This window comes from Mycobacterium sp. NBC_00419 (genome assembly GCF_036023875.1).
GTDB lineage: Bacteria > Actinomycetota > Actinomycetes > Mycobacteriales > Mycobacteriaceae > Mycobacterium.
Map to the genome: position 1 here is coordinate 1,564,671 of NZ_CP107931.1, position 20,441 is coordinate 1,585,111.

Consider the following 20,441-nt stretch of genomic DNA (forward strand, 5'->3'; position numbering starts at 1 on the left):
TGTGATCCACCTCTCAATAGCCTGGGGACACCATCGAGATCACAACCACAGGAGCGTGCGGTGCCCTCAACCGATATTCCGCCGGGGGAAACCCAACCCAGCGGTGCGCAATACCTGGCCGTGCAGGCCAGCCCGGAGTTTCAGGAGCTGCGCAGCACTTTGCGCCGCTTCGTGTTTCCCACGACCGCCTTCTTTCTCATCTGGTACGCCAGCTACGTCCTGCTGGGGGCCTTCGCCCACGACTTCATGGCGATCAGGGTCTGGGGCAACGTCAACGTCGGCCTGCTGCTCGGGCTGGGCCAGTTCCTGACGACATTCCTCATCACCGGGCTCTACGTGCGGTTCGCCAGCCGTGAGCTCGACCCACGCGCCGAGAAGATCCGCGACGAAATGCATTGGAGCCAGCAGTGAATCACGTGACCCTTCTGGCCGAGAGCACCAAGATCGGCAACCCGGTCGTCAACATCAGCATCTTCGTGGGCTTCGTGATCATCACGTTGTTCATCGTGATCCGGGCCAGCCGCTCCAATACCAATGCCACCGAGTTCTTCACCGCGGGCCATGCGTTCACCGGCCCGCAGAACGGCATCGCGATCGCCGGTGACTACCTGTCGGCGGCCAGCTTCCTGGGCATCGCGGGCGCGATCGCGGTCTATGGCTACGACGGCTTCCTGTACTCGATCGGCTTCCTGGTCGCCTGGCTGGTGGCTCTGCTGCTGGTGGCCGAATTGCTGCGCAACACAGGCAAATTCACGATGGCCGATGTGCTGAGCTTCCGGCTCAAGCAGCGACCTGTCCGGCTGGCCGCGGCCACCTCGACGATGACGGTGTCGCTGTTCTACCTGCTGGCGCAGATGGCCGGCGCCGGTGGTCTGGTGGCGCTGCTGCTCGACATCCAGGGCCGCACCGCGCAGTCGTTCGTCATCGCCGTCGTCGGCGTGCTGATGATCGTCTACGTCCTCGTCGGCGGCATGAAGGGCACCACCTGGGTGCAGATCATCAAGGCGGTACTGCTGATCGCCGGGGCCGCGGTCATGACGATCATGGTGCTGGCCAAGTTCGGGCTGAACTTCTCCGAGATCCTGGGCTCGGCGCAGAACATGGTGCACCAGGCCACCGCCAAGGGAGTCTCCGGCCGCGACGTGCTGGCCCCGGGGGCGCAGTACGGGACGTCGACCATCTCGAAGATCAACCTGCTGTCGCTGGGCCTGGCTCTGGTGCTGGGCACCGCGGGTCTGCCGCACGTGCTGATGCGCTTCTACACGGTGCCCACCGCCAAGGAAGCACGCCGTTCGGTGGTGTGGGCGATCGCGCTGATCGGCGCCTTCTACCTGTTCACCCTGGTGCTGGGCTACGGTGCCGCGGCACTGGTCGGGCCCGACAAGATCCTGAAGGCACCCGGTGGGCAGAACTCCGCGGCGCCGCTGCTGGCCTTCGAACTCGGCGGGGTGATCCTGCTCGGCGTCATTTCGGCGGTGGCCTTCGCGACGATCCTCGCGGTGGTGGCCGGTCTGACGATCACCGCGTCGGCGTCGTTCGCCCACGACGTCTACGCCAGCGTGCTCAAGAACCACAAGGTGACCGAGGAGGAGCAGGTGCGGGTCTCCCGGATCACCGCGGTGGTGCTCGGTATCGCGGCAATCGGGTTGGGCATTCTGGCCAACGGTCAGAACGTCGCGTTCCTGGTGGCACTGGCGTTCGCGGTGGCGGCCTCGGCCAATCTGCCGACGATCGTCTACTCGCTGTACTGGAAGCGGTTCAACACCCGCGGCGCGCTGTGGAGCATGTACGGCGGCCTGATCAGTTGCATCGTGCTCATCGTCTTCTCCCCCGCGGTGTCGGGGACCAAGACCTCGATGATCCCCGGTGCCAACTTCGACTGGTTCCCGTTGGCCAACCCCGGCATCGTCTCGATCCCGCTGGCCTTCATCCTCGGCATCATCGGAACGCTGACGTCCTCGGACACCGGCGATCCGGAACTCAACGCCGAGATGGAGGTGCGCTCCCTGACCGGTGTCGGCGCCGAGCGGGCCACACATCACTAAATGAGGTGAGAATCTCGCCGGGTGCGGGAATGGTGAAGGCGTGTCGACGACGTTGACTGGGTCATGTCCCCCGGTCGCTCCGCTCCTGCCCCGCCGGATCCCATGACCCCCACCCGGCGAGTGCTCTCGTTCACACTACTGGCCTACGCATTCGCCGCGATCATGGCCGGCACCACCCTGCCCACACCGCTGTACGCGCTGTATTCGCAGCGCATGCACTTTGAAGTGCTGACGACGACAGTCATCTACGCCAGTTATGCCGGTGGCGTGCTGGTGGCGCTGCTGGTGTTCGGTCGGTGGTCGGACGCGGTGGGACGGCGCCCGATACTGCTGGCGGGCACGGCGTGCGCCCTGGCCAGCGCCGCGGTGTTCCTGGCCGCGGATTCGGTTCCGGCACTGCTGGTGGGACGGGTGCTCTCCGGACTGTCGGCTGGGTTGTTCACCGGCACCGCCACCGCCGCCGTCATCGAGGCGGCCCCGCCGGCTTGGCGGGACCGGGCCCCGGCGGTGGCCACCGTCGCCAATATCGGCGGCCTGGGTGCCGGGCCGGTGCTGGCCGGGGTGCTGGCGCAATACGCCCCGGCGCCGCTGCAGCTGACCTTCGTCGTGCACATCGTGCTCGCCGTGTTGGCGACGGTGGCGGTCCTGCTGGTTCCCGAAACCTCGAGCCGGACCGGAACCATTGGTTTCCAACGCCTTTCGGTGCCGCCCGAGGTGCGCTCGGTGTTCGTCCCCGCCGCGCTGGCCGCGTTCGCCGGATTCTCGGTCACCGGGCTGTTCACCTCGGTGGCACCGTCGTTTCTGGCCCATATCGTCGGTATCGACAACCACGCCCTGGCCGGCGTCATCGCCGGCTCGATCTTCGGGGCCTCGGCCGTCGCTCAGATCGCGGCGGCCCGGGTCGCCCCGCAGCGGGCGGTGGCACTCGGCTGCGCCATCCTGGCTGCCGGCATGGCGATTCTGGTTGTCGCCCTGGTGTTCTCTTCGCTGGCCGGCCTGGTCGCGGCGGCCGTGGTGTCCGGAGTCGGGCAGGGCATCAGCTTCAGCCGCGGACTGGCCGCCGTCGCCGAACGCACCCCCGCCGACCGGCGCGCCGAAGTCAGTTCCACCTACTTCGTGGTCGCCTACATCGCGATCTCGGTGCCGGTGATCAGCGAAGGCTTCGCCGCCCAGGCACTCGGCTTGCGCCACAGCGGCATCGCGTTCGCTATCGCTGTCGGCGTGCTGGCGCTGGGCTGCCTGGCCGCGATCCTGCGCCAGGAATCACGCTCCGGAAATCCCTCGGCGGCAACGCTTTCTGCAGACCGCAGCGGCTAACCGCTCTTGCGGCGGAACTCGCGACGGTTCTCCACCGGTCCGTGGGCGCGCGGCTGCTTGCTGGCGCCGTCCTGGTGGCCGGCACTGCCGGCCGACTTCGCCTTCTTACGTTCCAGTGCCTCGCGGAACTTGCGCTTGGTGTCGTCCTGCGGTTCGGACTCTGACTCGGCCATCCTCGCAGCGTAGCGGTTCAGCGTATGCCCGGCGGCATCCCGTACAGGTGGGTGATCGGCAGCCGCAGCAGCACCCGCCGGTCGGTGACCATCGCCCGGCGGTAGTCGTCCCAGTCCGGGTGTTCGCCGGCGACACTGCGGTACAGCGCGATCAACCCCTCGACGGTGTCGTCGTCCGGCGCGGCCGCCGGCGCGCTGAGCACGGCGTCACCCTCAGCGACGGCATACGACCAGCCGTCGTCGGCGGCCACCAGCAGCGATGCTCGCGGGTCACGACGCAGGTTGCGGGTCTTGGCCCGCGGCTCGGTGATCGAGACCTCGACCGTGAGGTCACGCGCGTCGAAGTGATAGGTCACGTTGGACAACTGGGGCCGCCCGTCGCGCTTGATGGTGGCCAGCACGCCCAGCGAGTTACCCGCGATGAGCGCCAGCAGCTTGTCGTCGAACACGTCACGGGACATCCCTCGACACTACGTCGGTAACCTCGGGTTATGACTCGCTACGCGGCTTTCCTGCGCGGGGTCAACGTCGGCGGCGTCACCCTGAAGATGGCCGACGTGGCAGCCGCATTGACCGAGGCCGGATTCGGCGGCGTGCGCACCATCCTCGCCAGCGGCAACGTCGTACTCGACGCGCCCGGCTCGGCGGCCGCGGTCCGAACCACAGCCGAATCGGCGCTGCGCGAAGCGTTCGGCTACGAGGCCTGGGTGCTGGTGTACGACCTCGACACCGTGCGCGCCATCGCCCAGGCCTACCCGTTCGAGCCCGAGGTCGAGGGGCAGCACTCCTATGTCACCTTCGTCAGCGACCCGGCGGTGCTCGACGAACTCGCCGCGCAGGCCGACGATGCCGGTCCGCAGGAGAAGATCGCCCGCGGCGACGGGGTGCTGTACTGGCAGGTGCCCAAGGCGGCGACCCTGGACTCCACCATCGGCAAGACGATGGGCAAGAAGCGCTACAAGTCCTCGACCACCACCCGCAACCTGCGCACGCTGGCCAAAGTCCTGCGCTGAGCCGCGCCGGTAGTGTTTTCAGTGATGAACCAACCTGTCGAACTCACCGGCGTCTCCGAGACCGCACTGCTGACCCTCAACGGCCGCGCCCACCAGGCCGGCCTGCCCGGGGCGATCCTGCACGACCCGATGGCCATCGAACTGCGCGACTCCATCGCCTTCGACTACGCCAAATTCGGGCGCAAAGGCCAGGAAATGGCACTGCGATCGCTGGCGGTGGACAGCTGCGCCATCGACTACCTGCGCGCCCACCCGAAAGCCACCGTCGTCGCGCTGGCCGAGGGCTTCCAGACCAGCTTCTGGCGGCTGACCGAGGCCCTGCCCGACTCCGAGTTCACCTGGGTGTCGGTGGACTTCGCGCCGGTGCTCGAGATCCGCGAGCGCCTGCTGCCGCCGGACCCGCGGATCACCAACCTGGCGCAGTCCGCTCTGGACTACAGCTGGATGGATCAGGTGGACAGCAGCAACGGTGTGTTCATCACCGCCGAAGGGCTGCTGATGTACCTGCAGCCGCACGAGGCGATGGAGCTGATCACCCAGTGCGCCAAGCGTTTTCCCGGCGGCCAGATGTTCTTCGACCTGCCGCCGGTGATGGTCAAAAAGCTCGCCCCCAAGGGGATGCGCTCATCCAAGCACTACCGGGTGCCGCCGATGCCGTTCAGCCTGTCGGTGGACCAGCTGGCCGATCTGGTCAACACGGTGCCCGGCGTCAAGGCCGCACGCGACATTCCGATGCCCGCGGGCCGCGGCTTCTTCTTCGAGAAGGTGTTCCCGGCGATCTGGGGTTTTCACCCGGCCAGGAATCTGCGCGGCGCCTACACCGTGCTGGAATTCGGCTGACGACTCACCCGAAGGCGGTGTCGAGGTAGCGCAGCGCCTCGGGCTTGCCCAGACCCAGCGCCCGGGCCGTCTCGGCGTAGGCGTTGGCCGCGGCCGCCATGGCCGCATCAGCCGGATCGGCCCGTGCCACGAACGTCCCGAACCGTCCTCGGGTTTCGACGATTCCCGCCGTCTCCAGTTCCCGGTAGGCACGGGCGACGGTGTTGACGGCCAGTTCCAGCTGCCCGGCCAACTCGCGCACCGTGGGCAACCGGGTGCCCGGTGGCAACCGGCCGGTGCGGACACCGTCGATGATCTGGGTCCTCAACTGATCAAATAGCGGCTGGGTGGCCTGTGAATCCAGGCGCAGCCACTCCCCCAACTCCGACACCCGCTCAGTATTGCTGAGACCGGCTATTTTGGTGATGTGCGTATCGCGGTGCTCAGCGGGGCGGGGATCTCTGCCGAAAGCGGTGTACCGACGTTCCGGGACGACAAGAACGGTTTGTGGGCCAAGTACGACCCCTACGAACTCTCCAGCACCGAGGGCTGGCAAAGCCACCCCGAACGGGTGTGGGCCTGGTATCTGTGGCGCCACCACCTCGTCGCCGCCGTGCAACCCAACAACGGCCACCGCGCCGTCGCCGCCTGGCAGGACTACGCCGACGTCACCGTCGTCACCCAGAACGTCGACGATCTGCACGAACGGGCCGGTAGCAAGCCGGTGCACCACCTGCACGGCAGCCTGTCCGAGTTCTGGTGCGACACCTGCGGTTCGCGCTACCACGGCCCGCTGCCCGATATGCCGGAGCCGAAGCTGGAGAAGATGCCGCCGACGTGTGAGTGCGGCGGGCTGATCCGGCCCGGCATCGTGTGGTTCGGCGAGCAGTTGCCCGATGCGCCCTGGCAGGCCTCGGTCGAGGCGGTGGCCACCGCAGACGTCCTGGTGGTGGTCGGCACCTCGGGCATCGTCTACCCCGCGGCGGGTCTGCCCGAGGTGGCGCTGGCTCGCGGCGCGATCGTCATCGAGGTCAATCCCGAACCCACACCGCTGTCGGACAACGCGACGCTCACGATCCGCGAGTCGGCCAGCACGGCGCTGCCCACCCTGCTGCAAAGGTTGCCCGAACTCCTAGGGAGCTAACGCCCGGCCCAGCGCGACTTCCTGCACCGGCAGCGGCACCCACGCCGGGAACGTCGCCTCATGCCGGGCGGTCTGGATGGCGAAGCCCGCGCCGGCGATCGCCCGTTCGGTCTCCCGGTGGGTGTGGCAGTTACCTGCCATCCGCGGCCAGATCGTCGCGTCGGCCACCCGCTGCAGCCCGCCACGCCAGCCCGGCTGGGCGATGTGCTCGAAGTAGCGCAGTTCACCACCCGGCTTGAGTACCGACTTCAATTGGCGCAGAACGGCATCCGGGTTGTCCACCGAACACAGCACCAGCGAGCAGACCACCGCGTCGAACGGCTCGGTGGCGGGCATGGTCTCGACCGTCGTTTCGATCACGGTGATCGGAACCTGCGCGGAAGCGGCGGCCGCCCTGGCGTGCGGGGCCAGCCGGGTTTCGGGCTCCAGGGCGACGACCTCGGTGACGGTGGCGGGGTAGAACTCGAAGTTGGTTCCGGTGCCCGCGCCGATCTCGAGCACCCGCCCGCTCAGGCCGGCCAGGTTCTGGGTGCGCATCTTCTTCATCACGCCCGACTCGTGGGCTGACATCACCGTCCAGAACCTTGCGAAGAAGGGGTGGTCGAAAGTCTGTGCCGTCATCGTCGAGGGTCCTTTCGCCGGCTGTTCCTCAACGCTATCCGCCGCCGCGGACCCCGACGGCGGCGGGCACCGGCTCCGGTGGGGCCTCGCTGAAGCCGAAGCGCTCGTGCAGTCGGACCAGCGGTTTGGGCGCCCACCAGTTCCACCGACCCATCACGTGCATGAACGCCGGCAACAGCGCCATCCGCACCAGGGTGGCGTCGACCAGGACGGCCAGGGTCAGCCCCACCCCGAATACCCGCATGAACGACACCTGGGCGGCGATCAGCGCGGCGAAGGCGATGGCCATGATGAGCGCGGCGGCGGTGACCACCCGCCCAGTGCGGGCCAGCCCGAGCGCGACGCTCTCGTCGTTGTCCTCCCGGGTCCGATTGGAGGACAGCCAGTACTCCCGGATCCGGGCCACCAGGAACACCTCGTAGTCCATCGAGATGCCGAAGGCGATGCAGAACAACAGCACCGGCATGTTGGCTTCCATGGTCCCGGTGGGGGTGGTGCCGAAGGCGCCGAGATGGCCCTCCTGGAAGATCCACACCAGCGCACCGAAGGCCGCCGACAGCGATAACACGTTGAGCACCAAGGCTTTCAGCGGCAACACCACGCTGCCGGTGAGCAGGAACAGCAACGCGAACGTGATGACCGCGATCAGCCCGAGCACCAGCGGCACCCGCGAGATGATGGCGTTGACGTTGTCGCGGTTGACCTGTGCGCCGCCGGTGATCAGCACGTCGCGTCCGGCCGGCTCCGGCACGGCGTGCAGCCGGTCGAGCTGGATCTTGGAGGCATCGGAGAACAACGGGGTGGTGCTGCGCACGGTGAGATACGCGCTGCCCTCGGCGATACCTGAGGGCGCCGAGGCCGGGCCCACCTTGTTGCCGTTGACGAACGTCGCGGTCGGCGCCGATACCAGCGCCACATCCGGTACCCGTGACAGGTCGGCGGCGTAGCGTTCCATCTCCACCGGGGCGATGCCGTCGGCGTCGGGGATCACCATGGACACCGCGGTGGAGAAATCACTGGCGAAGTCGTTGCGCAGCTGATCGCCGACCTGATGGGTGGACGCGCTCTTGGGCAGCACCCGGTCATCGGGATTGCCGAACTGGATGTGCAGGAACGGGACGCCGAGCAGAACCAGCAGCGCGACGATGGCGGTGCCGATCGGGATCGCGCGACGCATCACGAATTTCGTTGAGCGGTACCAGAAGTGGAGTTCCAGCGGCTTGTCGACGGGCTCGGGCCGCTTGAAGATCCGGCGCAGCAGCCGGCGGATGTCCAGAGCGTCGAGCCGGTCACCGAGCAGCACGATGGCGGCGGGAGTGACGATCACCGCCGCGGCGGCGGCGAAGGCGACGGTGGCCACGCCGGCGTAGGCGAAGGACTTCAGGAAGTACATCGGGAACAGGATCAGCACCGACATCGACAACGCGACAGTGACGGCCGAGAACAGCACGGTGCGACCGGCGGTGGCCATGGTGCGCAGCAGGGCGCTGTCCCGGTCGGCGCCGCCGGCGAGCTCGTCGCGGTAGCGGCTCAGGATCAGCAGCGTGTAGTCGATCGCCAGCGCAAGACCCAGCGCGGTGGCCAGGTTCAGCCCGAAGATCGACACGTCGGTGACGAACGTGATGAGCCGCAGCACCGACATCGCGCCGAAGATCGCCATCAGCCCGACGGCAATCGGCAGGGCCGCGGCCACCAGGCCGCCGAACACCCAGATCAGCACGAGGAAGCTCAGCGGAACCGCGATCGACTCCATCATCAACAGGTCGCGCTCGGTCTGCTTGGTGATCTGGGAGTAGATCATCGCGGTGCCGCCGGCCCGCACCGTCACGCCGTCCTTACCGTTGCCGATCTGCTTGACCAGGGCGGTGGCGTACTTCTGGGCGTTGTTCTCCCCGCCGTCCAGCACGGCGACGATCAGGCCGGTCTTGCCGTCGCGGCTGAGCAGCTCACCGGCCGCCGCCGGCGGCGAGGTCCACGCGGAACTGATGCGCAGCACGTAGGGCGAGGCCGAGAGCTGGTCGACGATGCCGGTGGCCACCGCGCGGGCGGACGCTCCGGTGGCGCCGTCGGGGGCGGTGACGGTCAACAGCAACTGCTGCTCGCTCTGCCCGAATTTGTCGCTGAGCAGCCGCGATGCCTGGCTGGACTCCGAGGTGGGGTCTCCGAAGCCGCCGGCGGACAGGCTCATCGCAACCGGAACGCCGAAGATCGCGGTGGCGACCATGACGACGGCCGCCACAGCGATGACCCGCCGGGGCGCGCGGAGAGCGAGGTGCGCCAGTTTTTGCAGCACAGTCCCATCTTTACTGCTGTTCACCAGCCAAAATGACCGTATTCGATGACGCAACGATGACTTATGACGTCAGCCGACCTGACTCCCGAGTAAGAGCCGACCTGACTCTGGAGTAAGAATTGCCAGGGTTTTCCGAATCGTGACTCAATGATTCCTTAATGGTGACCCATACGCTCAGTGTCATGTGGATCGACGACACCAGTGCAGATGTCATCAAGGTCGACTTCGACGCGCTGTATCACGGTGATGTTCTTGTAGAGGGCGACACCTCGGAGCAGTTCGAGGATCGTCCCCCGCTGGCAACAGCCAGCTGACCTGAACGCCGAAAGGCGCCAGCACCGCAGTTGACGGTGTGGCGCCCTTCGGGGTTCACGCGTTCCCGCGCTACTCGCGCGGCGTGCCCGCCTGATGATTCAGGCGGGCAATTTTGCGTTCTGGCCGGGGGTAACCATTCCGGCCAGCCGGCCGGTGATGAGGTCCTCAGCCTCGGAGACGATGCGGCTGATGAGTTCCTCGCAGGTCGGGATGTCGTGGATCAGGCCCATCACGGTGCCGACGGTCCAGATCCCGGCGTCGAGGTCACCCTCGTCGAAGACCTTCCGGCCGCGCACACCGGCCACCAGATCCTTGACGTCCTCGAACTGCCCGCCACCCTTGAGGATCTCGACGACCTCACGGGAGACCACGTTGGAGGCCACCCGGGCGGTGTTGTGCAGGCTGCGGAAGATCAGCTCGGTGCCACGCTCATCGCCGTCGACAATCGCCTGCTTGACGTTCTCATGAATGCAGGACTCCACCGTGCACATAAACCGGGTGCCCATGTTGATGCCATCAGCCCCCAGCGCGAGCGCTGCCACCAGACCGCGGGCATCCCCGAAACCGCCGGAGGCGATCATCGGGATCTCGATCTCTTTGGCCGCCGCCGGGATCAGCACCAGACCCGGCACATCGTCCTCACCGGGATGCCCGGCGCATTCGAAGCCGTCGATGCTGATGCCGTCGACACCCAGGCTCTGGGCCTTGACGCCGTGGCGCACCGAGGTGCACTTGTGCAGCACCTTGATGCCGTTGTCGTGGAACATTGGCAGGTGCGGCGCCGGGTTGGAGCCGGCGGTCTCGACGATCTTGACACCGGAGTTGACGATCACCTGGCGGTACTCGTCATAGGGCGGCGGGTTGATCGACGGCAGGATCGTCAGGTTGACCCCGAACGGCTTGTCGGTGAGATCGCGGGTCTTGTCGATCTCGCGCGCCAGATCGGCCGGGGTCGGCTGCGTCAACGCCGTGATGAACCCCAGCCCACCCGCATTAGCCACCGCCGCAACGAGTTCGGCACGGCCGACCCACTGCATACCGCCCTGAGCAATCGGATGCTCGACACCGAAGACCTCGGTGAACTTCGTCGTGAGCGCCATCGCGATGTCCTCGCTCTACCGCGGGGCCATGCGGATGGCGCCGTCGAGGCGGATGACCTCGCCGTTGAGCATTGCGTTCTCGACGATGTGCACGGCCAGCGCGCCGTACTCGTCGGGATCGCCCAGGCGCGCCGGGTGCGGCACCTGCTGGCCGAGTGACTTCTGTGCCTCTTCGGGCAGCGAGCCCAGCAACGGCGTCTTGAACAGGCCGGGGGCGATCGTGACCACGCGGATCAGGCTGCGCGACAGGTCGCGGGCGATGGGCAGGGTCATGCCGACCACGCCGCCCTTGGACGCGGAGTAGGCGGCCTGCCCGATCTGGCCGTCGAACGCCGCGACCGAGGCCGTGTTGATGATGACGCCGCGCTCTTCGCCGATCGGCTCGGTCTTGGCGATGCGCTCGGCAGCCAGGCGCAGCACGTTAAAGGTGCCGATGAGGTTGACCTCGACGACCTTGCGGAAACCGTCCAGCGGGAACGGCCCGTCCTTGCCCAGGGTCTTGATGGCGTTGCCGATGCCGGCACAGTTGACGTTGATCCGCACCGGGCCCAGCGACTCGGCGATGTCGAGCGCCTCGGTCACGGCCGCTTCGTCGGTGACGTTGGCCGCGACGAACTTCGCGCGGTCACCGAGTCCGGCCACGACCTCTTCGCCCTTGAGGTCGATGACGACCACCGACGCGCCGGCGTCGAGCAGCCTCTTGGTGGTGGCCAGGCCCAAGCCTGAGGCGCCGCCGGTCACGACAGCTACCGAGTCCTTGATCAGCACAGATGTGTTCCTTTCAGAATGTCGACCTACTGGTTGGTTGGGACTATACCCAGTCGCGGAGAACGGCCTCGGTGTCGGCTCCCGGTACACCGGGCTCGCGGGGCTTGTCGGGCGACGTGCGGGAGAACCGCGGGGCGGGGGCGGGGAACAGCGAGCCGTTCTCGCTGTAGAAGGTGTCGCGCTCAGTGTTGTGCGCCTCGGTCTCGACTTCGCCGAACGACAGCACCGGGGTGACGCAAGCGTCGCTGCCGGCGAACACCTCAGCCCAGTGGTCGCGGTCATGCTCGGCGAACTTCGCGGTGAGGATGGCACGCAACTCGGGCCAGCGGGTGATGTCGTTCTGGTCGGGCAGATCCGCCGAGTCCAGGCCGAGCTTGCCGATCAGTTCGGCGTAGAACTGCGGCTCGATCGAGCCCACCGCGACGTGGCGGCCGTCGGCGCACTCGTAGGTGTCGTAGTAGGGGGCGCCGGTGTCGAGCATGTTGGTGCCGCGGGTGTCGCCCCACATCCCCATGTGGCGGAAGGCCCACATCATGGTGGCCAGCACGCTCGAGCCGTCGACCATCGCGGCGTCGACCACCTGGCCCTTGCCGGAGCGCTCGCGCTCCCAGAGTGCGGCCAGGATCCCGACGAGCAGGAACATCGACCCGCCACCGAAGTCGCCGACGAGGTTCAACGGCGGAACCGGGCGCTCGTTGACCCGGCCGACGGCGTGCAGCACACCGTTGAGCGAGATGTAGTTGATGTCGTGGCCGGCCTGCTGGCTGCGCGGGCCGGTCTGGCCCCAGCCGGTCATGCGGGCGTAGATCAGGCGGTCGTTGACCTTGGCGCAATCCTCCGGGCCCAGCCCGAGGCGTTCGGTGACACCCGGCCGGTAGCCCTCGATGAGGACGTCGGCCTTGGCGATCAGCCGCAGAACCAGCTCGCGGTCCTCGTCGCCCTTGAGGTTGGCGGCCACCGAACGGCGGTTGCGCAACAGGTAGTCATTGCTGGCCGTGGTCGGGATACCCGGCCCCTTGCCCGGCCGTTCGATGCGGACCACGTCGGCGCCAAGGTCCCCGAGGATCATCGCGGCGTGCGGACCCGGACCGATGCCCGCCAACTCGACGACTCGCAAACCCTGAAGTGGTCCTGCCATTGCCCTACCTTCCAGTTGGTTGATCGCCGAGATAGCGTACTTCTATGACCAGCCCGATCCACCGGTCGGGCCATCCGATCCTGCGACGTTAGGCTGCCGCCCATGACCACGGTCGACGCTCCCCACACCTACTCCGGTCACGCCGAATTGACGGCATCTCTCGAAAACGGCGTTCTCACACTGACACTCAATCGGCCGGACAGCCTCAACGCCCTCAACGCGCCGATGCTGCAGACCCTCGCCGAGAGCCTGGAGCGCGCCGCCGGGGACCCCCGCGTCAAGGTGGTGCGCCTCGGCGGAGCCGGTCGCGGGTTCTGCTCAGGAGCGGGCATCGGCGCCGAGGACCAGTCCAACCGCTCACCGGACACCGACGAGGTGCTGACCCAGGCCAACCGCGCGGTACGCGCCATCTCGAGCCTGCCCAAGCCGGTGGTGGCGGTGGTGCACGGGCCGGCCGCTGGTGTCGGGGTGTCCTTGGCGCTGGCCTCCGACATCGTATTGGCTTCAGAGAAGGCGTTTTTCCTGCTGGCGTTCACCAAGATCGGGCTGATGCCCGACGGTGGCGCATCAGCGTTGGTGGCCGCCGCGATCGGGCGCATCCGCGCGATGCGGATGGCACTTCTGGCTGAACGCATTTCGGCCACCGAGGCCTTCGAGTTCGGCCTGGTGAGCGCGGTGCATCCGGCAGATGAACTGGAGGCGGCGGTGACCACGGTGATCGACACCCTGGCGTCGCGGCCCGCGGTGGCGCTGCGCAAGACCAAGCAGGCCGTCAACGACGCGACACTGACCGAGCTCGAGGCCGCGATCGAACGCGAGGTGGACGGGCAGCGAATCCTGTTGGCGTCCCACGATTTCCGCGAGGGCACCCTGGCGTTCCAGGAAAATCGGGAGCCTAGCTTCACCGACGAGTAGGCCCGCCGCGCGCCCCACTCCCCCGGGCCCAGTGGCCACTTGTGTACGGGTTGAGGCGAAAAGCGTGCCGTAGGTGGCCACTCGACCGATATTCGCTGGACTCGACCCCTTCGGTCGTGGACCATCTACTCCATGGGCACGCCGTGTGAGGTAGACCCGCCGGTGCGCACCACCGGCGGCTGGCGTGTGCTCGCGCCCTTCGGCTACCGCGAATTCCGTCTGCTCATCACGGCGATGTCTATCTCACTGTTTGCCGAAGGCATGTGGACCGTCGTGATGGCCCTGCAGGTCATCGCCCTGGCCAACGACCCCGCGGCGTTGTCGCTGGTGGCCGCCTGCATGGCGGTGGGCATGCTCGCCTTCGTCCTCGTCGGTGGCATCGTGGCCGACCGGGTCAACCAGCGCGCCGTCATCATCGCGGTCGAAACCGCCAATGTGACGGCGACCGGTGCGATCGCCGCCCTGGGCATGACCGGCTCATTGCGCTTGTGGCACATGGCCGTTGCCGCGGCGGTGCTCGGTATCGGCGCAGCGTTCTTCTTTCCCGCCTACAGTGCCTACCTGCCGCGCATCCTGCCCGCCGAGCACCTTTTGGCCGCCAACGGCCTCGAGGGCGCGATCCGGCCGACACTGCAGCAGGCGATCGGCCCGGCGGTGGCGGGCATCATCGTCGGAGCGACCTTCCCGTCGCTCGGCACGGTCACGGTGGCCGTGCTGTTCGCCGTCGGCCTGACCCTGCTGGTGTCCATGCGGCCCAATCGGGGCGAGCACATCGTGTTGGAGGTCGAGCGCGAAAAGCCGCACCCGCTGGCCGATTTGCGCGACGGTCTACGGTTCGTGCTGCGCACACCCTGGCTGCGCTGGACGCTGATGTTCGCCAGCACCTGGGTGTTCCTGGCGCTGGGCCCGATCGACGTGCTGCTGCCGTTCGTCGCCCGCGAACGCTTTGCCCACGGCGAGCAGGTCTACGGCTTCATGTTGGCGGCCTTCGGCCTGGGTAGTGCACTGGGTGCGCTGGTGGTGTCCTCCCGGCTGCTGCCGCGGCGCTACCTGACGGTGATGATGACGATGTGGGGTGCGGGGTCGCTGCCGCTGGCGGTGGTGGGCACGACGTCCTCGCTGCCGGTGATGGTGATCGCGTTGTTCACCGTGGGCGTGGCCGACGGCGTGGGCATGGTCATCTGGGGCACCCTGCTGCAGCGCCGGGTGCCGCCGGAGATGCTGGGCCGGGTCTCGAGCCTGGACTTCTTCGTCTCGCTGGCCTTCATGCCGGTGTCGATGGCCGTCGCCGGCCCGCTGTCGAAGGTGGTGCCGGTGGAGTACATCTTCGCCGCGGCGGGCATCCTGCCGGTGCTGCTGGCCGCGGTCGCCCTCGTCGCGGCGCGGATGCCCCGCGACGAGATCGCCAATCCGCTGCGTTAGAGGCCGAACAGCGGCGGCAGTGCCAGCACCATGATCAGCCCCCACACCACGTGGGTGAGCACGGGTGCCAGCACTCCCCCGGTGGCTCGGCGTTCCCACGCGCACACCGTGCCGAGGATGATCGCGGCGAACCCCAGCATGGGGTTACCGCTCGCCGAGGTCGCCACGGAGTAGAGCAGCGTGGAGATCAGCACCGGGTGGAACGCGCCGAGCGCGCTGTAGAGCGCACCGCGGAAGAACAGTTCCTCGGCGAAGCCGTTGACCAGCGTGATGACGACGATCAGCGTGAGATTGCCGTGGTTGGTGTACTCCAGGACGCGGGTGATGCGTTCGGCGATGAGCGGGATCTCGCGAACCACCAGACCGCCGAGCAGGAACACCACACCCAGCGCGAGCCCGACGGCGACTCCGGTGATGACGGGTCGCTGGTTGCGCCCCTGCCAGCGGATACAGCCGAGGTGCAACGGCCCGGAGAGCACCGCGCCCGCCGTCCACACCGCGGCCAGCACCAGCGTCAGCCAGTAGAAGTTCTCGTCGCCGGGCCGCCGGCTCAGGGAGTATCCGAGCAGGACCGCGCCGAGCACCAGCACGACGCAGACCAGGATCCGCCGGCGGCGCACCACCGAGGGCCATTCCTGACGCGGCACAGCGATATTGGCGGCCACGGCGCGGATCTGCGACAGCACGGTCATCGTGTCGGCACCTTAGCCAATACGAAGTCCAGCCCGCTACGCAGCACCCCGGCGAGCGGGCCGGGCACCGCCGCCAACAATCCCAGCGCGGAGTGCGCCACCGACGGCGTCACCGCGGCAGCGAGGCGTTGCAGTCGCAGGGTGTCACCGCCGGCCCAGACCGGGTCGCTGTCGGCGAGGTGGTGGGGGTCGGCCAGTTCGTCCACCGGTCGCGGCGGCGGACTGGCTACCGCGGCGGCGACGGCGGCGTCGATCTCGGTCAGACCCCCCGGCGGATCCGGCACGTAGTCACCCAACACGGTGCCGGAGGCCGTCATGGAATGGTCCAGCGATGCGATGAGATCAGCGGCCAGTCCGCTCGGCACCGGTACCGCCGCGCCGGCCACCCGGCCGACCAGTGCGTGCGGGAGGACGTCACCGACCGGCAGCCCGCCGCGCACCGCTCCTGTGGCATCGACATAGCTTTCCAGCAGTCCGCGGTACGTGGTGGTCGTCGGCCCGACGATGTCGTAGGCCCCGGCCGGCACGCTGGCCGGATCGGCCGCCAGCAGCAGGTAATAGAGGACGTCGCGGATCGAGATCGGGTCGATGTCGTTATCGGCCCACGGCGGCAACGGGATCAGCCAGAACCGGTCGCCGACATAACGCACCATCTCGAACGACGTCGACCCCGCGCCGAGGATGACGGCCGCCCCCAGCCACACCAGTTCCGGGCCGCCGTCCACGGACAGCGCCGCGGCGACTTCGGCCCGCCCGGCCAGGTGCTCGGACAACACGTCCCCGTCGGGGACGAACCCGCCGAGATAGACGATGCGCCGCACCCCGGCCGCCGCGGCGGCGGCTGCGACGGTGGCCGCGCCCGCGTTGTCGCGGTCCCGGTAGCCCTCGATCCCGATGCCGTGCACGAGGTAGTAGACGACGTCGATCGGCCCGGCCACGGCGAAGGCCGCCTCGACGGTCCCCGGGTCGTCGGCGTCGAGCAGTACCGCGTCGACGCGGTCACACCAGCCGAATCGGCCGAGCTTCGCCGGATCGCGGGTAGCGGCCACCACCTCGTGGCCGTCCCGCAGGAGTGCAGCCACCAGCCGAGAGCCCACATATCCGGTGGCGCCGGTGACCAGGATGCGCATTGCTTCCACGGTACGAAATATCGGCACTAATGAGGTGACGCAAACCTGACGTCGGTGTGAGATCGACCTCTACGTCGCGCTGCGGTGCAGCAGCATCAGGTCCTCGTAGACCGCGGCGTTGATCCGGTTGCCGGCCAGTTCGGCATCGCTGAGTTCGCGGCGGACCTTGCCCGGAACGCCGGCGATCAGCGAACGCGGCGGGACGACCACGCCCTGCGGGACCAGGGCGCCGGCGGCCACGATCGATCCGGCGCCGATCACCGCGCCGTTGAGCACGATCGCACCCATGCCGATCAGGCAGCCGTCCTCGACAGTGCAGCCGTGCAGCACGGCGTTGTGCCCGACGGTGACGCCGCTGCCCAGGCTCAGCGGGTATTCCGGGTCGACGTGCAGGGTCGCGCCGTCCTGGATGTTGGTTCCGGCGCCGACATCGATCGGTTCGGCCTCGGCCCGCAGCGTCGCGGAGTACCAGACACTGGAACGCGCGCCCAGCCGGACCCAGCCGATGAGGCTGGCGTTGGGGGCGACCCAGGCTTCCGGGTGCAGTTCGGGGGTGCGTCCGTGCAGCGAGATGATCAGGGGCTCGGCCATGGGCGACATCGTAGGCGGACCATATGGCGACTCCCTGAACAGGCCCTTTTGGGAGGGCAACCCGAAGGCCAGTACGATGCGTCAGGCGTCGCGGCGACCGGGGATCCCGCGAATCGCCGACTCCGGATGAACAGCTAGGAGCCGTTGTGAGCACTCGTACCAAGAGCCTCGGCGTGGCCGCGGCCATCGCCGCCATCGCCGTCGCGATCCCGACGGCCGTGCAGGCCTACGCCGATCCGACCACCCCGACCACGGATACCGCAGCGCCGACCACCTCGGCGATCCCGGTGCCCACCATGACCCAGCTGCCCGATCCGCAGGGTCCGGGCTGCGACGCCTACAAGAACAAGGTGCCCACCGGGGCCGGTTCGATCACCAGCATGGGCAGCCAGGTCGCCTCGGTCGCGATCGCCAACAACCCGGATCTGAGCACCTTCAGTGCGGCCATCTCCGGCAAGCTGAATCCGGCCGTCAACGTCACCTCGGCCCTCGACGGCGGCCCCTACGTCGTGTTCGCGCCGACCGACGAGGCGTTCGCGAAACTTGACGAGTCCACCCTGGCGACGCTGAAGAGCGATCCGGCGGTGCTGCTGCCGACGGTCTTCTACCACATGGTGCTCGGCTACCTGGGCCCCAACGACGTCGCCGGCAAGATGCCCACCCAGGACGGCCGGCTGATCAGTGTCACCGGCAAGGGTGGCGACATCAAGGTCAACGACACCGCGAAGGTCGTCTGCAGCTACACCGCCAAGGGCGCCTACATCTACATGATCGACACGGTGCTGACCCCGAGCGAGGCGGGCACGACGACGTCGACCACCTCGACCACGGCCACCACCTCCAGTGAGGCGCCGTCGACGACGCCGACCAGCGAAGCACCGGCCAGTACGTCGGCGACGCCGACGACCACCAAGGCTCCTGCCTAGCTAGCGCGCCTTCCACACCGGCGGACGCTTCTCGGCGAAGGCCAGCGGCCCCTCCTTGGCGTCCTCGGACTTCATCAAGGTGCCGATCTCGCGCATGGTGCGCGACCAGCCGACCTCGTCGGCAGTGACGGTGGCCCTGCCGTCTTCAACGTCGACACCCACCGCGATGCGCTTGCTGGCCTGAACAGCCAGCGGCGCGTTGACGGTAATGCGTTGTGCCAGAGCCAAAGCCGCGTCGACCACGGTGGCGTCGGCCACCACCTGGTTGATCAGGCCCCACTGCAGCGCCTCGTCGGCGGTGATGGGTTCACCGGTGAACAGCAGACCCATGGCCACCTTGCGTGGCAGTTGTTCGACGATCCGGAACACCCCGCCCGCGGCGGCCACCAGTCCGCGCTTGACCTCCGGCAGACCGAACGTGGCGCTCTGCGCGGCGACCACGAGATCACTGGCCAGCGCCAGCTCGGTGCCGCCGCCGAGCGCGGTGCCGTTCACGGCGGCGATGGTGGGCTTGTCGATCGCGTGCCGGACGTAACCGGCGAAGCCCCATTCCGGGTGCTGCGGGTGAAAGATGTTCTCCCGCCGCGAGAGTGCTTTAAGGTCGGCACCGGCGCAGAACGACTTGTCGCCGGCGCCGGTGATCACCACCGCCCACACCTCGGCGTCATCCTGCGCCTGCTGCACGGCGTCACCGAGAGCCGTGCTGACCGCGGCGTTAACCGCGTTGCGGGCCTCGGGCCGGTTGATGGTGATCAGCGCGACGTTGCCCCGCCGCTCGTAAAGAGCGGCGGGGGCTTGCACGTCTGACACCTCTAGAGCAGCTCGAGGATGGTGGCGTTGGCCTGGCCGCCGCCCTCGCACATGGTCTGCAGGCCGTATTGAATGTTGTTGTCCCGCATGTGATAAAGCAGCGTGGTCAGGATGCGGGCACCGGAGCCGCCCAGCGGGTGGCCCAGCGCGATCGCGCCACCGTTGGGGTTGAGCCTGGACTCGTCGGCGCCGATGTCCTTGAGCCAGGCCATCGGCACCGGGGCGAAGGCCTCGTTGACCTCGAACGCACCGATCTGGTCGACGGTCAGGCCCGACTTCTTCAACGCCTTCTGCGTAGCCGGGATCGGAGCGGTCAGCATGATGACCGGATCGGCGCCGGCGAGCACCGCGGTGTGCACCTTGGCCAACGGCTTGAGTCCCAGATCCTTGGCCTTCTCGGCCGACATGACCAGCAGCGCGGCCGAACCGTCGGAGATCTGGCTGGAGTTGCCGGCGTGGATCACGCCGTCGTCTTTGAACGCGGGCTTGATCTTGGCCATCGACTCGAGCGTTCCGCCGCGGCGGATACCGCCATCCTCGAGCACCACGGTGTCGTTGCCGTCGGCGTCCTGGGTCTTGATGCCGACGATCTGATCCTTGAATGCGCCGGAATCCTGTGCTGCAGCGGCCTTTTCGTGCGAACGCAGGGAGAACTCGTCGAGCTGGGTGCGGCTGAGGCCCCACTGCTCGGCGATCATCTCGGCGCCGACGCCCTGGTTCGGGGTCTTGGCGTAGCGCGCCTTGAACGACGCACCGTAGGGGTTGCCGCCGTTGGCCAGCGAGGAGCCCATCGGCGTGCGCGACATCGACTCGACGCCACCGGCGACGACGACGTCGTAGTGGCCGGCCACCACTCCGGCGACAGCGAAGTGCAGCGACTGCTGGCTGGAACCGCACTGGCGGTCCACGGTCACACCCGGGACGGACTCGGGCCAGCCGGCACTGAGCAACGCGGTGCGGGCGATGTCGAGCGCCTGCTCACCGGCCTGCATGACGCAGCCCCAGATCACGTCGTCGACGAGAGCCGGGTCGACACCGGCCCGCTCGACCAGGCCGTTGAGCACCTGGGCCGACAACTCGGCGGGGTGCACCCCGGACAGTGCGCCGTTGCGCTTACCGACTGGTGCGCGCACAGCCTCGACAATGACCGCTTCAGCCATCGAGCTTCTCCTTGGGTGAGATGAATAGTTGTCCTCGATTAATAACACG

At 67.9% G+C, this 20,441-nt stretch carries 23 protein-coding genes; 10 read left to right on the forward strand and 13 right to left on the reverse strand.

Features of this window, described 5'->3' with window-relative positions; all coding sequences use genetic code 11:
- Window positions 1-60: 60 nt before the first annotated feature.
- The 3 genes from OG976_RS07110 (at window position 61) to OG976_RS07120 (ending at window position 3,362) form a co-directional block, all read left to right on the forward strand.
- On the forward strand, window positions 61-411 hold the full coding sequence (locus OG976_RS07110; RefSeq protein WP_328359788.1) for a DUF485 domain-containing protein: 351 nt from the start codon (window positions 61-63) through the stop codon (window positions 409-411).
- Window positions 408-2,045, forward strand: coding sequence for a solute symporter family protein (locus tag OG976_RS07115; protein WP_442930441.1), 1,638 nt, complete (start codon window positions 408-410; stop codon window positions 2,043-2,045). The genes OG976_RS07110 and OG976_RS07115 overlap by 4 nt, the downstream gene beginning before the upstream one ends.
- Before the next feature lie 102 nt (window positions 2,046-2,147).
- Window positions 2,148-3,362, forward strand: coding sequence for an MFS transporter (locus OG976_RS07120; RefSeq protein WP_328359791.1), 1,215 nt, complete (start codon window positions 2,148-2,150; stop codon window positions 3,360-3,362).
- Here the strand turns inward: OG976_RS07120 and OG976_RS07125 are convergent.
- Entirely contained in the window at window positions 3,359-3,535 is a 177-nt protein-coding gene (locus OG976_RS07125) for a DUF5302 domain-containing protein (RefSeq protein WP_328359794.1), read from the reverse strand. The genes OG976_RS07120 and OG976_RS07125 overlap by 4 nt on opposite strands.
- 17 nt (window positions 3,536-3,552) lie before the next feature.
- On the reverse strand, window positions 3,553-3,996 hold the full coding sequence (locus OG976_RS07130) for a PPOX class F420-dependent oxidoreductase (RefSeq protein WP_328359797.1): 444 nt from the start codon (window positions 3,994-3,996) through the stop codon (window positions 3,553-3,555).
- Window positions 3,997-4,026: 30 nt separating this feature from the next.
- Here OG976_RS07130 and OG976_RS07135 point away from each other — a divergent pair, with 30 nt between their 5' ends.
- Both OG976_RS07135 and OG976_RS07140 read left to right on the forward strand, forming a co-directional pair.
- Window positions 4,027-4,548, forward strand: coding sequence for a DUF1697 domain-containing protein (locus OG976_RS07135; RefSeq protein ID WP_328359800.1), 522 nt, complete (start codon window positions 4,027-4,029; stop codon window positions 4,546-4,548).
- Between the two features lie 24 nt (window positions 4,549-4,572).
- Window positions 4,573-5,388: a class I SAM-dependent methyltransferase gene (locus OG976_RS07140; RefSeq protein WP_328359803.1), complete on the forward strand. Its 816-nt coding sequence runs from the start codon at window positions 4,573-4,575 to the stop codon at window positions 5,386-5,388.
- 4 nt (window positions 5,389-5,392) lie between these two features.
- Here OG976_RS07140 and OG976_RS07145 read toward each other — a convergent pair whose 3' ends face one another.
- Window positions 5,393-5,758 carry a GntR family transcriptional regulator gene (locus OG976_RS07145; RefSeq protein WP_328359805.1) on the reverse strand — a complete coding sequence of 122 codons (366 nt, stop codon included), beginning with the start codon at window positions 5,756-5,758 and terminating at the stop codon, window positions 5,393-5,395.
- 36 nt (window positions 5,759-5,794) lie between these two features.
- Between OG976_RS07145 and OG976_RS07150 the strand changes: the two genes are divergently transcribed.
- Window positions 5,795-6,511, forward strand: a complete 717-nt coding sequence (locus tag OG976_RS07150) for an NAD-dependent deacylase (protein WP_328359808.1) — start codon at window positions 5,795-5,797, stop codon at window positions 6,509-6,511.
- Here OG976_RS07150 and OG976_RS07155 read toward each other — a convergent pair.
- The gene (locus OG976_RS07155; RefSeq protein ID WP_328359811.1) at window positions 6,500-7,132 is read right to left on the reverse strand and encodes a class I SAM-dependent methyltransferase; all 633 of its coding nucleotides are present in this window, start codon (window positions 7,130-7,132) and stop codon (window positions 6,500-6,502) included. The genes OG976_RS07150 and OG976_RS07155 overlap by 12 nt on opposite strands.
- A 34-nt stretch (window positions 7,133-7,166) precedes the next feature.
- On the reverse strand, window positions 7,167-9,425 hold the full coding sequence (locus OG976_RS07160; protein WP_328359813.1) for an MMPL family transporter: 2,259 nt from the start codon (window positions 9,423-9,425) through the stop codon (window positions 7,167-7,169).
- Between the two features lie 182 nt (window positions 9,426-9,607).
- Here OG976_RS07160 and OG976_RS07165 point away from each other — a divergent pair, with 182 nt between their 5' ends.
- Window positions 9,608-9,739: a hypothetical protein gene (locus tag OG976_RS07165; protein ID WP_156432744.1), complete on the forward strand. Its 132-nt coding sequence runs from the start codon at window positions 9,608-9,610 to the stop codon at window positions 9,737-9,739.
- Between the two features lie 99 nt (window positions 9,740-9,838).
- Here the strand turns inward: OG976_RS07165 and OG976_RS07170 are convergent, their stop codons facing one another.
- From OG976_RS07170 to OG976_RS07180, 3 genes are read right to left on the reverse strand one after another with little or no spacing between them, the layout of a single operon-like run.
- Window positions 9,839-10,840: an NAD(P)H-dependent flavin oxidoreductase gene (locus tag OG976_RS07170; protein WP_328359819.1), complete on the reverse strand. Its 1,002-nt coding sequence runs from the start codon at window positions 10,838-10,840 to the stop codon at window positions 9,839-9,841.
- A gap of 15 nt (window positions 10,841-10,855) precedes the next feature.
- Window positions 10,856-11,608 (reverse strand): 3-hydroxyacyl-CoA dehydrogenase, encoded by a 753-nt coding sequence (locus OG976_RS07175; protein WP_328359821.1) that lies wholly within the window; start codon window positions 11,606-11,608, stop codon window positions 10,856-10,858.
- A gap of 43 nt (window positions 11,609-11,651) precedes the next feature.
- Entirely contained in the window at window positions 11,652-12,746 is a 1,095-nt protein-coding gene (locus OG976_RS07180) for a CaiB/BaiF CoA transferase family protein (protein ID WP_328359823.1), read from the reverse strand.
- A gap of 102 nt (window positions 12,747-12,848) precedes the next feature.
- On the opposite strand from OG976_RS07180, the gene OG976_RS07185 reads away from it, so the two are divergent.
- A complete protein-coding gene (locus tag OG976_RS07185; protein WP_328359826.1) occupies window positions 12,849-13,661 on the forward strand; it encodes an enoyl-CoA hydratase in 813 nt (270 codons plus the stop codon).
- 132 nt (window positions 13,662-13,793) lie between these two features.
- The gene (gene tet(V), locus OG976_RS07190) at window positions 13,794-15,083 is read left to right on the forward strand and encodes a tetracycline efflux MFS transporter Tet(V) (RefSeq protein WP_328359829.1); all 1,290 of its coding nucleotides are present in this window, start codon (window positions 13,794-13,796) and stop codon (window positions 15,081-15,083) included.
- On the opposite strand, the gene OG976_RS07195 is transcribed toward tet(V), so the two are convergent.
- The 3 genes from OG976_RS07195 to OG976_RS07205 form a co-directional block, all read right to left on the reverse strand.
- Window positions 15,080-15,775 (reverse strand): CPBP family intramembrane glutamic endopeptidase, encoded by a 696-nt coding sequence (locus tag OG976_RS07195; RefSeq protein ID WP_328359832.1) that lies wholly within the window; start codon window positions 15,773-15,775, stop codon window positions 15,080-15,082. The two genes, tet(V) and OG976_RS07195, sit on opposite strands and share 4 nt — an antisense overlap.
- Window positions 15,772-16,905, reverse strand: coding sequence for an NAD(P)H-binding protein (locus tag OG976_RS07200; RefSeq protein ID WP_328359835.1), 1,134 nt, complete (start codon window positions 16,903-16,905; stop codon window positions 15,772-15,774). Before OG976_RS07200 ends, OG976_RS07195 begins: the two co-directional genes overlap by 4 nt.
- A gap of 69 nt (window positions 16,906-16,974) precedes the next feature.
- The gene (locus tag OG976_RS07205; RefSeq protein ID WP_328359838.1) at window positions 16,975-17,505 is read right to left on the reverse strand and encodes a gamma carbonic anhydrase family protein; all 531 of its coding nucleotides are present in this window, start codon (window positions 17,503-17,505) and stop codon (window positions 16,975-16,977) included.
- A 137-nt stretch (window positions 17,506-17,642) separates the two neighbouring features.
- On the opposite strand from OG976_RS07205, the gene OG976_RS07210 reads away from it, so the two are divergent.
- The gene (locus OG976_RS07210; protein WP_328359841.1) at window positions 17,643-18,422 is read left to right on the forward strand and encodes a fasciclin domain-containing protein; all 780 of its coding nucleotides are present in this window, start codon (window positions 17,643-17,645) and stop codon (window positions 18,420-18,422) included.
- Here the strand turns inward: OG976_RS07210 and OG976_RS07215 are convergent, their stop codons facing one another.
- Entirely contained in the window at window positions 18,423-19,232 is an 810-nt protein-coding gene (locus OG976_RS07215) for a crotonase/enoyl-CoA hydratase family protein (RefSeq protein WP_328359844.1), read from the reverse strand.
- Between the two features lie 2 nt (window positions 19,233-19,234).
- Complete coding sequence (locus OG976_RS07220) at window positions 19,235-20,392, reverse strand: thiolase family protein (protein ID WP_328359845.1); 1,158 nt, start codon at window positions 20,390-20,392, stop codon at window positions 19,235-19,237.
- Between the last annotated feature and the right edge of the window lie 49 nt (window positions 20,393-20,441).